Genomic DNA, 14,586 nt, shown 5'->3' with positions numbered 1-14,586 from the left:
TTCCGCTGCGGGCGGCGCCAACACATTCCATTACAAAAGCGCCGCTTCTCAACACATTGCCATTACATCGCGCCGCTAAAGTGTGGCCTGCAAATAGCAATCGTTCTCATTTATGAACTATATCACGCCCGTTTCCCGCGTCGCGCTTGCGTCGCACGCCGAACCTTTCGCCCGCCTTGCACGCACGGCCGCCGCAGCGCTCACGCTGGCGATGGGGCTGAGCCTGAGCGCCTCGCAGGCCTGGGCCGCCGCGCCCGCCGCGTCGAGCGCCGCCGCCAATGGCACGACGAATGCCGCGACGACCGCCACGACCGCGCCCGCCGCGCAGACCGTCACCGATCTGGCGGGCCGCACGGTCAAGATTCCCGCCAATCCGCACCGCATCCTGCTCGGCGAAAGCCGTCTGCTCTCGGCGGTCGCGCTGCTCGAAGGCCAGCAGCCGCTCGCGCGCATCGTCGGCTGGCAGGGCGATCTGCCCGCGATGGACCCGCAGACTTTCGACGCCTACGCGCGCAAGTTCCCGCAGATCCGCCAGATTCCGCTGATCGGCAAGGCGACCGAGGACAGCATCAGCGACGAAAAGGCGCTCGCGCTCAAGCCCGATGTGGCGATCTTCAGCGTGGCCGGTCACGGCCCGAGCCGTTATAACGCGCTCGTGAAGCAACTCGAAGCGACCGGCACGACGGTGGTGTTCATCGACTTCCGCGTGCATCCGCTGCAGAACACGGTGCCGAGCATCAAGCTGCTCGGCGAGGTGCTGCACCGCGAGCAGCAGGCCGATGCGTATATCGCGTTCTACCAGCAGCATCTCGCGGCGGTCGAGAACGTCGTGAACAAGATTCCCGAGAATCAGCGGCCGAAGGTCTTCGTCGACATGCTCGCGGGCGTGTGGGACGCGGGCTGCTGCCACACGGCGGGCAAGGGCAATTTCGGCGAGTTCGTGCAGGCCGCGGGCGGCCGCAACATCGCGGCGGATCTGCTGCCGGGCGTGCTCGGCGACATCAGCATGGAGCAGGTGATCGCCTCGAAGCCCGATGTCTATATCGCCACGGGCAGCCGCACCAAGCCGGGTCTCGCGTCGCTGCGCGTGGGCGCGGAAACGAGCGAGCACGACGCGCAGGCGAGCCTCGCGCAACTGGTGGCGCGTCCGGGTTTCGACACCATCAAGGCGATTCACGATGGCCGCGTGCACGGCATCTCGCACAACTACTACGACTCGCCGTACAACATTCTGGCGATCGAGGCGTTCGCGAAGTGGTTCTATCCGCAGCAGTTCAAGTCGCTCGACGTGAAGGCGACCCAGGCCGAGCTGTATCGACGCTTCCTCGCCGTGCCGGTTAGCGGCGCCGATTGGGTCGATGCGCCGCTGGCGCAAGCCCCGGCCCAGGCTGCGGCCCAAGCTGCGGCGCAGAAAGAGGCCGCGCGATGAGCGACGCGCGCCTGCCGGCCGGTTCGGGCTGGCGCGCGCACGCCGACGCCGATGCGCAACTCGCCGCGCACGGCGACGAGGCGCAGCGCCAGTTGCGCGCCTACACGCGGCTCACGCGCCGCCGCGCGCTCCTGCTCGTGGCGGTCGCGCTGCTGATCCTGGCCTCGCTGCTCGTCGATCTGAGTTCGGGGCCGTCGGGCCTGCCGCTCGCGACGCTGCTGCGCACGCTGTTCGATCGCGCCTCCGCCGATCCGGCCAACGTCGTGATCGTCTGGCAGATCCGCTTGCCCTATGCGGTGATGGCGCTCGCGGTCGGCGCGGCGCTCGGGCTTTCGGGCGCGGAGATGCAGACCATCCTCAACAATCCGCTCGCGAGTCCGTACACGCTCGGCGTGTCGGCGGCGGCGGCGTTCGGCGCTTCGCTTGCGATCGTGCTCGATCTCGCGATTCCGGGCGTGTCGCAGACGTGGATCGTCTCGGCCAACGCGTTCGTGTTCGCGTTCGCCTCGGCGCTCGTGCTCGATCTGGTCGCGCGCTGGCGCGGCATGAGCACGGCGGGCGTGGTGCTGATGGGCATCGCGCTGGTGTTCTCGTTTCATGCGCTCGTCGAGCTGATGCAGTTCATCGCGTCCGCCGACGCCTTGCAGGGCCTCGTGTTCTGGACGCTCGGCTCGCTCGCGCGCGCGGACTGGCCGAAGATCGGCGTGCTCGTGGCGGCGCTCGCGATCGCCTTGCCGCTCTCGATGAAGAACGCGTGGGCGCTGACCGCGCTGCGTCTGGGCGAGGACCGCGCGGCGAGCTTCGGCATCGACGTGAAGCGGCTGCGTCTGGGCACGCTGTTGCGCGTGGCGGTGCTCTCGGCGCTCGCGGTGTCGTTCGTCGGCACCATCGGTTTCGTCGGGCTGATCGCGCCGCACGTCGCGCGCGCACTGTTCGGCGAGGACCATCGTTTCTATCTGCCGGGCAGCCTGCTGCTGGGCGCGCTGATGCTGTCGATGGCGTCGATCGCCTCGAAGCTGCTGATTCCGGGCGTGCTGATTCCGGTCGGCATCGTCACGGCGCTGGTGGGCATTCCGCTGTTTCTCGGCATCGTCGTGCGCTCGCAGGGAGGCACGGCATGAGCGGTCTCGCGATTCACGACCTGAGCGTGCGCTACGGCCGCCGCGACGTGCTGCGCGGCCTGAGCGCTGGGCCGCTGCCGCGCGGCGAGATCACGGCGCTGCTCGGGCCGAACGGCAGCGGCAAGTCCACGCTGCTGCGCACGCTCGCGGGCCTCGCGAAACCGGTTGCGGGTTCGCTGACGCTCGACGGCGCGCCGCTCGCGCTCACGGCGGCGAGCGCGCGTTCGCACAGCGTGGTGTATCTGCCGCAGGCGCTGCCGGCGGGCGTGCGGCTGCAGGTGCTGGAGTCGGTGCTGGTGGCCGCGCGCGCGGGCCGCGATCCGGCCTTGCGTTCGCGCACCGGATCGGCCGCGCAGCGTGATCTTTCGGCGGCGCACGCGACGCTCGAACGGCTCGACATCGCGGCGCTCGCGAACCGCTCGCTCGACGAACTTTCGGGCGGTCAGCGCCAGCTTGTCGGCATCGCCCAGGCGCTGGTGCGCGAGCCGCAGGTGTTGCTGCTCGACGAGCCGCTCTCGGCGCTCGACCTCAATCACCAGTTCCAGGTGATGGCGGTGCTGCGCGACGTCACGCGCGAGCGCGGCATCGCGACCGTGGTCGTGCTGCACGACATCAACGCGGCATTGCGCACCTGTGATCGCGCGATGCTGCTGCACGACGGGCGCATCGCGCACTTCGGTCCGAGCGCCGAAGTCGTCACGCCGCAGAGTCTTGCGCAGGTTTTCGGAGTCCGCGCGCGTATCGAGCCTTGCTCGCGCGGTCTTCATCAAGTGCTGATCGACGGTCTCGCCGATCGCCAGGGCATCGCCAGTCGCCACACGCGTTAAGCGTGCCGCGCGGCCCAGCCAGCCCGCCCCAATCCGATCGTTTCGCTACGCCGATGGCGCGTCGTTTTTCGACGCCGCGCCATCGCGCGCCCGCGCGCGCATCGGATATGCACGCGGCCACGCCGCGAACGACAACTCGAAACAACACGACACACAACAGGGCATTATGAAAAAGGCATTCCTGGTCGCCGCCTGCGCGGCGGCATGGACCTGCGCGGCGCACGCGCAGGACAGCGTGACGCTGTACGGCATCATCGACGCCGGTCTTTCGTTCAACAGCAATTCGGGCGGCCATCACGTGGTCCAGGCGGGCAGCGGCAACGTGACCGGCAGTCATTGGGGTTTTAAGGGGCGCGAGGATCTGGGCGGCGGCACGGCCGCGATCTTCCAGCTCGAAAGCGGCTTTTCGGTGATGAACGGCACGCTGCGCCAGGGCGGCCGCATGTTCGGCTTCCAGTCTTACGTCGGGCTTGAAAATGAGCGTTACGGCGCGCTCACGCTCGGCCGCCAGTACGACTCCGTGGTCGATTACCTCGCGCCGCTGAGCTTCACGGGCCAGCATCCCGGCGGCAACAACCTGAGCGCGCACCCGTACGACAACGACAACCTGAACAACTCGTTCCGCGTGAACAACGCGGTCAAGTACGCGAGCGCGAACTACGGCGGCGTGAAGTTCGGCGCGCTCTACGGCTTCTCGAACGAAGCGGGCGGCTTCGACGACAACCGCGTCTACAGCCTCGGCGCCTCGTACGACACGGGCGCGCTGCTGTTCGCAGCGGGCTATCTGCAGGCGAACAACGGCGGCAGCAGCAACACGAACGGCGCGATCACGCTGACCGAGCGCACCTTCATCGCCGCGCAGCAGCGCATTTACGGCGCGGGCGTGAACTGGTTCGCGGGCAATGCGCGCGTGGGCTTCGTGTGGACGCGCACGCAGCTCGGCGGGCTCGACACCATCAACGGCGCGAACAGCCTCGGCATTTCGGCGAACGGCGAGGGCGCGAGCTTCTCGAACTACGAGCTGAACGCGGTTTATCACTTCACGCCCGCGTTCAGCCTGGGCGGCGAGTACACGTACACGCAGGGGACGATGTCGAGCGCGAGCGGCGAGCATCATCCGCGCTGGCATGAAGTGTCGGTGGAAGCCGATTACTTCCTCTCGAAGCGCACCGATCTGTATACGCAGGTGAGCTGGCAGCACATCGCCGCCGACGGCTCGGGCCTGGGCGCGGACGTGAGCGGCCAGTCGGCGTCGAGCTCGGACCAGCAGACGGTCGTGGGCGTGGGCATCCGGCACCGGTTCTAAACCCGGCCCTGGCGGACGCGGACGCGCGCCCGCCGATGGTGCGCCGCCTCGCTGCGGTGCACCACCAGCTTTCATGACAGGCACACGAATGCGGCGCTGCGTCACGCGCGCGGCCGCCGCGCTTTTTCCCCGCTCGAAACGGGGCCCCTTGCCAAAGCCTTACGCCATCGGCGTTTTCGCGCGCGCGACGCACGCGGATGCGCAGTTGGCATACGTATTGCTAAATAGGCTCGGGGCCAATGACGGCTCCAACGAATTGATGTGACGCCCGCGCGAGCGGGAGTGAATCCGGCAGGTCAAGCAGCAAGCGGGGCAACGGCGTCCCGAAGCGATATCCCGACACGCGGCGCGTGAGGGCGTTGCTTCGGGACGCTTTTTTATTGGCGCTCGCACCTGACGATTGTTCGAGCCGTATCGCTCGCCACCCACGCTTTTTACCCATTCTGTACTCCTGATGATGAAGCACGAAACCGCCGAAGCCGTATCTGGAGAAGTCGTGGGCGAACTGATCAACCTGTCGGGGCGTCAGCGCATGCTCTCGCAGCGCATCGTGCTGTACGTGCTGCTCGCGACGCAGGAAGGCGCGCAAGGGCAGGAGGCGCTCGGTGTCGCGCGCGGCTGCCTCGCGGCGTTCGCCGAAGCGCACGCGCAACTCGTGGAAGGCGACGGTCATTTTCCGGGCGTGTTCTCGGACGCGCTGCGTCAGCTTTACTTCGGTGCGCGCCGTGCCGACGACCGTATCCGCGCGTTCATGAAGCTCGCGGGCGAAGCGATCGCGCAGCTCGAACGCGGCGGCATCGATAAAAGCGCGGGCGCAAGCCACATCAACGGCATCGACGCGCTGGCGAAACTCACGGCCGAAGCCACGCCGCTGCTCGATCTGCTGCAGACGCTCACGCTCGCCTATCAGGATGCGATGCGCGGCGTCGAAGCCCAGACGCAGCGCCGCGAAGCCGAGGTCGCCGACCAGCTCGCCACCATTTCGATGCGCGCCAATATCGTCGCGCTCAATGCCCGCGTGGCGGCGGCGCGCGCGGGGCAGTACGGACGCGAATTCGCCGTGATCACCGCCGAGCTGGCGAACGTGATCGGCGAAATGGATCGCCTGATTCAAGGCGTGGTCGGCGCGCGCGGCGGGCTCGATACGTCTGCTGGACGCAACGGCGCAAGAAGCGCCGGACAAAGCATCGGAGTACGAAATCATCGGATTCACGCGCCGCTGGCGTGCTGATCGTTTTTACCTGGGGAGAGCCTCGTGAAAGACCTGCTGAACTCGCTCAAGAGCGGTAACTGGCGCGCGCTGGTCGCGTGTTTTCTGTACTTCGACACCGGCTTCACGGTGTGGGTGATGTTGGGGCCGCTCGCGCCCTTCATCCAGAAGGACATCAAGATGACGCCGGCCGAACTCGGCCTGCTGGTCGCGGTGCCGGTGCTCGGCGCGGCGATCCTGCGCGTGACGCTCGGCAATCTCTATCAGGCTTGCGACGGCCGCAAGGTTGCGCTGATGGGCATTGCGCTCTCGGCGATTCCGGCGCTCGTGCTGCTGCTGATGCCGGGCGCGCCGTCGTACACGATGCTGCTGGTGCTGGGCGTGCTGCTCGGCGTGGGCGGCGCGAGTTTCGCGGTGGCGCTGCCGATGGCCGGCAGCAACTATCCGCCGAAGGTGCAGGGCCTCGTGCTCGGCCTCGCGGCGGCCGGCAACATCGGCGCGGTGCTCGACGGCTTCCTGTTCCCGGGCCTCGCCAACAGCTTCGGCTGGGCGCGTGCGACCGGCGCGGCGCTGCCGCTGCTGGCGCTCGCGGCGCTCGCCGTGTGCTTCTGGGCGCGCGATCTCGGCGTGAAATCGGGCAGCGCACCGAAGGCGATGCGCGCGTTCTTCATCACGCTCGCCGGCCTGATCGCGCTGGTGCTGGCTGTGCATGCGGGCGTGTTCGGTGCGGGCAAGACCGGCGTGCTGCTGCTGCCGGTGCTCGGCGCGCTGCTCGCGATCGCGGTGCTGCCGCGCCACTATCGCGGCGTGCTCGCGGAAGGCGACACGTGGGTCGTCATGCTCGTCTACAGCATCACGTTCGGCGGTTTCGTCGGCATGTCCTCGTATGTGACGACGCTGCTGATCTCGCTCTATCAGGTGCCGAAGCTCGAAGCGGGCGTGATCATGTCGCTGCTGGCGCTGACGGGTGCGATGGTGCGTCCGCTCGGCGGCCTGATCGCCGATCGCATCTCCGGCGTGCGTGCGCTCGTGCTGCTGCTCGCGGCGATCTCGCTGTGCGACTTCGCGTTCGCCGCGTGGATGCCGCCGTTCGCTGCGGGCATCGGCCTGCTGCTGTTCACGTATGTCTGCTTCGGTCTCGGCAACGGCGCGACCTTCCAGCTCGTGCCGCGCCGCTGGACCGGCCGCACGGGTCTGATGTCGGGCATCGTGGGCGCGGCGGGCGGCATCGGCGGCTTCTATCTGCCGGTGATCATGGGTATCGCGAAGGAAAGCACGGGCAGCTATCAGATGGGTTTCGCGACCTTCGGTGCGATCGCGGCGCTGGCCTTCATGCTGGTGGTGGCGCATCGTGCACGCTGGCTCGAATGGGCGCTGCCGCAGGAAAGCGTCATGCCGCAACCGGCTGTGCAGACGGTCGAGGTGCGTGCGGGTAACTAAGTTCTCGCACATCGTCACGCGATAAAAAACGCGCTCCGGTTTCAAGCCGGAGCGCGTTTTCGTTTGGGCGATGCGATGTCGATGTTGATGCGCGAGCGGTGCAGGGACCTCAAGCGCTCATCAGCTTCAAGCCAGCCGGTAACGCCTCGCCGAACACGCGGCCCGTATCGGCGTTATCGAGCGTGACGACTTCGCGCACCATCTCGATCCACGTAGGCGGTGCGTTGCCGTGTTCGAGCCGCCGCAGCACCGTTTCGCGCACGGCAGGATCGAGATCGCGCGAGCGGTCGCCGGTCATGCGCGCGATCTGCGTGGCCGCGAACATCGCGGGTTCGACCTTCTTCCAGTCGAGCGCGAGGATCGCGTCGAGCCAGCGCGTGGCGACCTCGGGCGGCACGACGCCGTGCGCGCTGCCGTAGAAGGGCAGCCGCGCGCCGATACGCCCCACGGCCCACCAGCTCTGATGATTTTCCGAAGGCTTCTGCAGCCGTGTCAGCAACCGCTCGCCGATCTCGATCTTGCGCTCCGCACCGATGCGTTCGAGCGACGCGTAAAGCCGCGTCATATCGGCGTTGCCGAGGCGCGCGGGATCGAAAGGCAGCTTGTGCTGCTTCGAACTCGCTGCTTCTTCGAGCCAGTGCATCGCTTCGAGCACCTGTTCCTGCGCGGCCTCGTCGAGACCGCCCGCCGCGCGCCGCCAGAGCGTCCACCACTCGGACCAGACCTGGCTGTCGTTGATGTGCTGGATGCCGTCGTCGAACAGCGTCCACAGTTGTTCGACGCGCCATTCGTCGAGCGGATAGCCGAAGCCCGGCCGCACGCAATACCCGGCGAGATTGAGCCAGAGACGTTCGTGGTCGGGCGAGCGGCGGCGTCGCGCCGCGCGTTCCCAGAGCGCGCCGAACAGTTCGCGCAGCAGCGGGCTGTCCCAGTTCTGACGCGCCCCGAGCGTCTGTTCGAGCTGCGCGCGCAGCCGCTTCACCTCCTTCGGATCGACCTTCGACGACTTCGCGCCGAACACGCGCTCGATCAGTTCGATGGCGTGATCGAGCGAGGGATGGCGCGCGTTGTCCGCGAGCGGATCGTCGTCGCCCGCGCCTTCGGCGTGAGCGGCTTCGTCGCGGCGCAACTGGAATTCGAGCAGCCAGCGCTGCGACGCGTCTTCGGTGGCGATACAGCGCACTTCGAGCGTGCCGACTTCGGTCAGTTGCGCCGTGAGCCGCACGGGCCGTTCGTCGCGCGTCTTGCCCGCGCCGCGCTCGCGCTTGACCACCGTCGCGAGCGGCGGCAGGCGCACGAAGTCGGCGGCGTCGTTGTCGAGATCGACGATCTCGCCCGGCTGCCACGCCGTTTCCGCGACCGTCGAGACCAGATGGAACTGCACCGGATGACCGAGGCGCAGCGCGAATACGCGCTCGTCGAGCCGCACTTCGTGACCCTCTTCGGTGCCGCGCGGCAGCAGGCAGATGCCGCGCCGCGCTTCGCTGCCATCGTCGAGCACGAGGAAATAGCTGCGCGGCGAGCCGCCGCCGATCCGCGGCGCGTGACCCGCGCGCGCCAGCGCGAACGCGACGGCGCCGCGCGCGACGGCCACGTCGGGCTGATCGTTTTGCAGCACCGTGAGCGGGGCCTGCCGCCAGTTGCCGAGCGTCTCGCGCAGACGCGCCGCGAGCGCGGGCGCGCGGAACACGCCGCCGTTGAGCAGCAGCGTGTCGGGCATCGGCAGGCTGGCGGAATCAGCGGAATTGCCGGAATCGACAACATTGGCGGACACGCCCAGCGCCTCGCGCGACTGCGCGGCGAAGCGTTGCAGGAAGGCCGCGATATGACGCGTGATGCCCGCGTCGGCCGCATAGGGCAGGCCGAATTCGACGATCGCCGCGCGCGAGCGGCGCGGCAGATCGCGCGGGCCGACCGCCGGAAAGAAGCCATCGACGACGATGCGCTCGGCCTCGTCGCGGCCCAACTGCGTCGAGCGTGCGCCGCCGATCAGCCGCGCGCCCGCGCCGAGCAGCGTGATGCCGACCGACTCGGGCGCGGCGTCGCCGAGCAGTTGCTCCTTGGCGACGCGGCAGCGCTCGACGAGCTGCGACAGGCTCGCCGCCGAGAGCCGCGCGTCCTGGGTCGCGAGGCGGCTTTCGGCCAGATGCGCGAGCGCGAGGTCCATGTTGTCGCCGCCGAGCATCAGATGGTTGCCCACGCCGATGCGGGTCAGCTGCGGCTCGCCGTTCTCGACGCCGTTCTCAACGCCGTTCTCGAAATGCACCTTGATGAGCGTGAGGTCGGTCGTGCCGCCGCCCACGTCGCAGACGAGCACGAGCCGCGTCTGCGCCAGCTCGGTTTGCAGCGCGTCGCGATGATGGAACAGCCAGTCGTAGAACGCCGCCTGCGGTTCTTCGAGCAGCCGCAGCGTGGGCAATTGCGCGCGCCGCGCGGCTTCGAGCGTGAGCGCGCGCGCGCCGTCGTCGAACGAAGCGGGCACGGTGAGCACCACGTCCTGATGTTCGAGCGGCGCATGCGGGAAACGATGATTCCAGGCCGCGCGCACGTGCGCGAGATAGCTCGCGCTCGCATCGACGGGCGAAACCTTGGCGACGTCCTCGGGCGCGCCCCAGGGCAGGATCGGCGCGAGGCGGTCGACCGAGGCGTGCGAGAGCCAGCTTTTCGCGCTGGCGACGAGCCGCCCCGGCACCTGCGCGCCGAGCGTGCGCGCGAGCTTGCCGACGACGGGCGCGGGCGCGTCAGCCGGGGAAGCGGCAGCCGAAGAAGCGGATTCAGGCCAAGGCAGCCGCAGCGCCTCGGCCGCGAGTTCGCCGGGCGCGGGGTGATAGCGCGCGGATGGCAGCAGCGGCTGCGCGCTCACCTCGCCGAGCCCCGTCAGCTGCTCGATTTCGAACACGCCGACCTGGCCCGCATCGGCCCCGCTTGCGCCGGCTTCGGCCCAGGCCACGACCGTGTTGCTCGTTCCCAGGTCGATGCCGACGACGTATTGCTTCATCGCGTGCTCATGCGGATCGGACTTCAAGCGTGCGCTCAGAAGTCAGCGCCCTGGTTCGCACCGTCGCTCGCGCCGCCGCGCACGTCGAATTCGACCTTCCAGCGCTCGTCGCTACCCGACGGCACGGCTTCGAGTTCGAGCGTGCCCGCTTCGGTCACGCGCGCATGCAGCCTGACCGCGACGACTTCGCCCACGGTGCGGCCCGCGCTAGGCAGCGTGGCCTGGATCGATTCGAGTTCCTGAAGTTCGTCGGGCGACCAGAAGTCGAGCATCGTGCCGACCTGATCCTGGCGGCGCACCGACGAGCCGAAGAAGCGGAACTGCACCGGCTCGCCCACGACGAGGCCGAATTCCTGCGGCGGCAAGGCGGCGTCGCTGCCTTCTTCCATGCCGAAGGGCGCGACGCAGAGCGCCGAAATGGGCGGCTCCAGGCCCGGCACCGCGGGCATGGCCGACTCGATCGCCACGTAGTACGCGCGCGCCGTGCCTCCGCGGATGCGCACGCCCTTGCCGCGCTTCACATAGCCGTAATAGGCCGCGCCGCGCGCGACCGCGAGGTCGAGGTCCGCGCCGCCGAGCAGACGCGCGCTCGCCGCGCTTTCCGCCGCGAGCCAGCCGTTGATGATCTCGAGCACGCGCCCGGCCAGCAGCGACGACTTGAACACGCCGCCGTTGAACAGCACGGCCGTGGGATGCAGGAAGCTCGTGCCTTCGGCGGGCGCGCCGAAGCCTTCGACTTCCGCGAGCGCCGCGACCTGGCGGCCGAGGAAGGCCGCGAGATGGCGCGTGACGCCCGCGTCCTGCGCGTAGGGCAGGCCCAGTTGCGTGAGACCGGCGCGCGTGCGCACGACCGGGCGCGCCGCCGCGTCCACGCGCGGGAAGAAGCCTTCGAGAATCGTGGCCGTGAGTTCGGCGCGCGTGAGTTCGGTGCGGATCGAGCCGCCGATCAGCTTCGAGCCTCGGCTCGGCACGACCAGCGGGACGGCTTCGAGGCTGGCGTCGGAGAGCAGTTGCTCCTTGGCCGAACGGCACGCGTAGGTGAGCGCGCGCAGCTGCCACGGATCGGCCTGCGTGCCTTGCTGCGCGAGCTTGCGCGCGACCACGTGCGCGAGCGCGAGGTCCATGTTGTCGCCGCCGAGCAGGATGTGCTCGCCCACGGCCACGCGCAGCAGTTCGAGATTGCCTTCGCGCTCGACCACGGCGATCAGCGAAAGGTCGGTGGTGCCGCCGCCCACGTCCACGACGAGGATGATGTCGCCGACCTTCACGTCCTTGCGCCACGCGCCGCCGCTTTTCTGGATCCAGCTATAGAGCGCGGCCTGCGGTTCTTCGAGCAGCGTCATGCTGGTGTAGCCCGCGGCCTGCGCGGCTTCGGCCGTCAGTTCGCGCGCGGCCGGATCGAACGAGGCCGGAATCGTGACGGTGACGTCCTGCTGCGCGAACGGCGCGTCGGGATGCGCGTGATCCCAGGCTTCGCGCAGATGCGTCAGATAGCGGATCGAGCTTTCGAGCGGCGAGACGCGCGCGACTTCGGGCGGCGCGTCGTTCGGCAGGATCGCCGCGCGGCGGTCCACGCCCGGATGGCAGAGCCAGCTTTTCGCGCTCGACACGAGGCGGATGGGCGTGCCCGCGCCACGGCTGCGCGCCATTTCGCCGACGGCGTAGTCGCGCGAGGCGGTCCACGGCAGCGTCAGGTCGCCGGGCGTGAGTTCGCCCGCGTTCGGCAGATAGAGAAACGAGGGCAGCAGCTCGGGCGACTCGATCGCGCCGGGCGCGGTGAGTTGCGTGACGGGCAACACGCCCTGCACGGTCTTCTCGCCGTCACTGGCGGCGAGGTCGACGTAGGAGAGGGCGCAGTGCGTCGTGCCCAGATCGACGCCGATCGAAAAACGCGGATCGCTCACAGTTCCACCTCGGCCGGTGCAATGACCTTCGCGTCGTGCGACTTCACGAGCTTGGGCAGTTTGACGTCTTCGACGCGCCAGCCGCGATGGCTGACCGTGCCGTTGAAGGGCGCGGAGCCGACCACATTGCCGGTCAGGCGGATGGCGGTGGCGTCGAAGCCTTCCGCGAGGGTCACGCGGCTGCCTTCGGCCTCGCTGCGCACCGGGCGGATCGTGAAGTGCTCGCGCAGCGTGGCGCGGCAGCCTTCGTGGACGAGGCGCGCGGCCGCGCCGATGTCGGCGTCGTTGTAGCCCGCGATGTCTTCCTCGACGAAGTCGACGAAGCGCGCGTTACGCTGCAGCAGGCCGAGCAGTTGCAGCGCCGATTGCGGGCTGGCTTCCTCGATGGCGGCGACGGGCGCGGGGACGACTGGGGCGGGCGCGGGCGCCGGAGTCGCTACGGGCGCGGCGGCAGGCACGGGTGCTTGCGGCGCGGTCGCGACGGCTTCGCCGTTACGCAGACGGCGCACGCCGGCCGCGAGGTCGGCGTCGCCGAGAATGGCGAAAAACGATCCGATGGCCAGCGAAAGGCGGCCAGCGAAGGAAATCTTGGCTTCGGTCATCAACAACTCCAGTGGTCTCGCACGCGAGGGCGAGCGTCCGGCCGGGCCGGGCGCCGCTGCGTCTTTCGCGTGGCTTCGCCGTGTTCTGGCCCCGTGTGCGGAGCGGCCGGCGGGAAAAAACATGAGCCCGTGCGGGCTCGAAACCCGTATTTTGCCTTGTCGCGGGCGCTTACCGGACAAAAAGCGGGCAAATTGGCCGTTCGGAGGAGGGAAACCGGCGTGCGAGGCCGGTGTGGCGGGCGTCTGGCGGGGGTATCGCGAGGTAGTGGCGAGGCTTGGGCGGCGCGGGCGCGGGCGCGATGGCCGGAACGGCCGCCCGCGCGCTTCGGGTGATGCAGACGGCGTATCGCACGGGAATGCCGTCGTTCGGGTCGTCCTGATCGTCCTGATCGGACGAGTTGGACGTGTGCCCCGGCACGTCAGGCGTCGTCGCCCGCCGCGTCGTCCTTATGGAACACGCGCTTGGTGGTGCGCTTGGTGGCGTCCCAGCCCTCGTGGGTCACGCGCTTGGTCGCGTCCCAGCCTTCGCGCGAGCCGTGCGCGATGCCGTGGCCGACGCTCTTTGCCGCGCTCGCCGTGGCGTGGCCGAAGTCCTTCGCGGCGTGGCCGGTCGCCTTCGCCGCCGACTTCGTGTCGTGCTTGATGTCTTCCTTCACTTCGTGGACGTCGGCGAACGAGGCCGAACTGACGAGGCCGAGCACCAGCGCGGCCAGCAGGATTCGCGTGTTTTTCATCTTGGTTCTCCCTTCAGGTGTTGTCGATGGCGGGCCGCCGCAGCGCCCCGGCCGCGGACGCGTCGAGCATGACCGCCGCGCGTCCCGTCATCAGCACGCGCGCCTCGCAGCGCAGCGTGAAGCGATAAAGCACCGTCGTGCCGTCGCCGCCGACGCGCTCGGCTTCGACGATGAGCGGCGCGTCCAGCGTGTCGAGCCGCGCGACCTGCGCTTCGACGCCGCGCACGCTCGCGAGAAAGCCCGCGCGCGGACGCTGCGCGCCTCCGTTCGCACCATTCGCGGCGATCAGCGCGCCGTGCACGGCCATCGCCTGCGCCGCGTATTCGATGCCGCAGACCGAGGCGAGCTGGCCGTTCGAGCGCAGCGGATTGTGCGCGTCGAGATGGCTGGTCGCGAGGCAGCGGATCTGCGTGTCGTCCCAGGCTTCGACGCGGTCGAGCAGGCACATCGCGCCGCTGTGCGGAATGTGCGCGGCGATCCAGTCGCGGTCGAGCGGCGCGGCGAGCGTCGGCGCTTCGGGTGTCATGGCGCGGCCTCGCGCGCAGCGCCTGAAGCGATCTCCGACGCAACGTCCGACGCAACATCCGACACGCCATCGGCGCGCGCATCGGGCCACGACAGATCGAGCCGCACGCGCGTTTCCGGCAGATAGTCGATCACCACGCTCGCCGCTTGCCGCGCCGCGAGCGCATGCAGCAGCGGCAGCACGCGTGCTGCCGGATTGTTGACGCGCAGCGCTTCGAGTTCGGGCGCGTCGAGTTGCGTGGCGGGCGCATCGGTGAGCTTCGCTTCGATGCAGACGCGTGTGCCTGCGTTGCCGCTTTCATTGCCGTTTTCATTGTCGCTGTCGTCGGCATCGGCATCGTCATGCGCGACCGGCGTGAGCACCAGCGCCACGCCGAACGCATCCGCGATCGGACGCACCGTGCGCAGCGGCTCGGGATACTCGCAGTCGTAGGCGACCAGCAGCGTCGGCACGCGGTCCACGGCCACCTGCGCGAGCGCTTCGAGCAGG

Annotated in this window: 11 protein-coding genes and 1 pseudogene; 6 read left to right on the top strand and 6 right to left on the bottom strand. The window is 69.0% G+C overall.

Translation table 11 applies throughout. The annotated features are described in order from the left end of the window. Positions 1–112: 112 nt before the first annotated feature. From LDO54_RS14345 to LDO54_RS14320, 6 genes are all read left to right on the top strand, one after another. Complete coding sequence (locus LDO54_RS14345; protein WP_224011356.1) at positions 113–1,429, top strand: ABC transporter substrate-binding protein; 1,317 nt, start codon at positions 113–115, stop codon at positions 1,427–1,429. Continuing rightward, positions 1,426–2,550 (top strand): FecCD family ABC transporter permease, encoded by a 1,125-nt coding sequence (locus tag LDO54_RS14340; protein ID WP_224011355.1) that lies wholly within the window; start codon positions 1,426–1,428, stop codon positions 2,548–2,550. Before LDO54_RS14345 ends, LDO54_RS14340 begins: the two co-directional genes overlap by 4 nt. Continuing rightward, entirely contained in the window at positions 2,547–3,377 is an 831-nt protein-coding gene (locus tag LDO54_RS14335; protein ID WP_224011354.1) for an ABC transporter ATP-binding protein, read from the top strand. The genes LDO54_RS14340 and LDO54_RS14335 overlap by 4 nt, the downstream gene beginning before the upstream one ends. Positions 3,378–3,543: 166 nt before the next feature. After that, positions 3,544–4,683: a porin gene (locus LDO54_RS14330; RefSeq protein WP_224011353.1), complete on the top strand. Its 1,140-nt coding sequence runs from the start codon at positions 3,544–3,546 to the stop codon at positions 4,681–4,683. 454 nt (positions 4,684–5,137) lie between these two features. Continuing rightward, positions 5,138–5,914, top strand: coding sequence for a type IV pili methyl-accepting chemotaxis transducer N-terminal domain-containing protein (locus tag LDO54_RS14325; RefSeq protein ID WP_356789968.1), 777 nt, complete (start codon positions 5,138–5,140; stop codon positions 5,912–5,914). Positions 5,915–5,938: 24 nt separating this feature from the next. Then, on the top strand, positions 5,939–7,333 hold the full coding sequence (locus LDO54_RS14320) for an MFS transporter (protein WP_224011352.1): 1,395 nt from the start codon (positions 5,939–5,941) through the stop codon (positions 7,331–7,333). Positions 7,334–7,442: 109 nt separating this feature from the next. On the opposite strand, the gene LDO54_RS14315 is transcribed toward LDO54_RS14320, so the two are convergent. The 6 genes and pseudogenes from LDO54_RS14315 to LDO54_RS14290 form a co-directional block, all read right to left on the bottom strand. After that, the gene (locus LDO54_RS14315; protein WP_224011351.1) at positions 7,443–10,331 is read right to left on the bottom strand and encodes an Hsp70 family protein; all 2,889 of its coding nucleotides are present in this window, start codon (positions 10,329–10,331) and stop codon (positions 7,443–7,445) included. A 35-nt stretch (positions 10,332–10,366) separates the two neighbouring features. Next, positions 10,367–12,235, bottom strand: coding sequence for an Hsp70 family protein (locus LDO54_RS14310; protein WP_224011350.1), 1,869 nt, complete (start codon positions 12,233–12,235; stop codon positions 10,367–10,369). Continuing rightward, positions 12,232–12,837, bottom strand: coding sequence for a DUF2760 domain-containing protein (locus tag LDO54_RS14305; protein ID WP_224011349.1), 606 nt, complete (start codon positions 12,835–12,837; stop codon positions 12,232–12,234). Before LDO54_RS14305 ends, LDO54_RS14310 begins: the two co-directional genes overlap by 4 nt. Before the next feature lie 419 nt (positions 12,838–13,256). Continuing rightward, positions 13,257–13,571, bottom strand: coding sequence for a hypothetical protein (locus tag LDO54_RS14300; RefSeq protein WP_224011348.1), 315 nt, complete (start codon positions 13,569–13,571; stop codon positions 13,257–13,259). 13 nt (positions 13,572–13,584) lie between these two features. Beyond that, the gene (locus LDO54_RS14295) at positions 13,585–14,097 is read right to left on the bottom strand and encodes a hotdog family protein (RefSeq protein WP_224011347.1); all 513 of its coding nucleotides are present in this window, start codon (positions 14,095–14,097) and stop codon (positions 13,585–13,587) included. Beyond that, positions 14,094–14,586, bottom strand: a pseudogene (locus LDO54_RS14290) (hypothetical protein); the annotation flags it as partial. The pseudogene LDO54_RS14290 and the gene LDO54_RS14295, both read right to left, overlap by 4 nt.

Origin of the sequence: Paraburkholderia tropica, assembly GCF_914484835.1 — a bacterium.
GTDB classification, from domain to species: domain Bacteria; phylum Pseudomonadota; class Gammaproteobacteria; order Burkholderiales; family Burkholderiaceae; genus Paraburkholderia; species Paraburkholderia tropica_A.
Note: the sequence above shows the minus strand (reverse complement) of the source record. Positions and strands in the feature narration are given on the sequence as shown.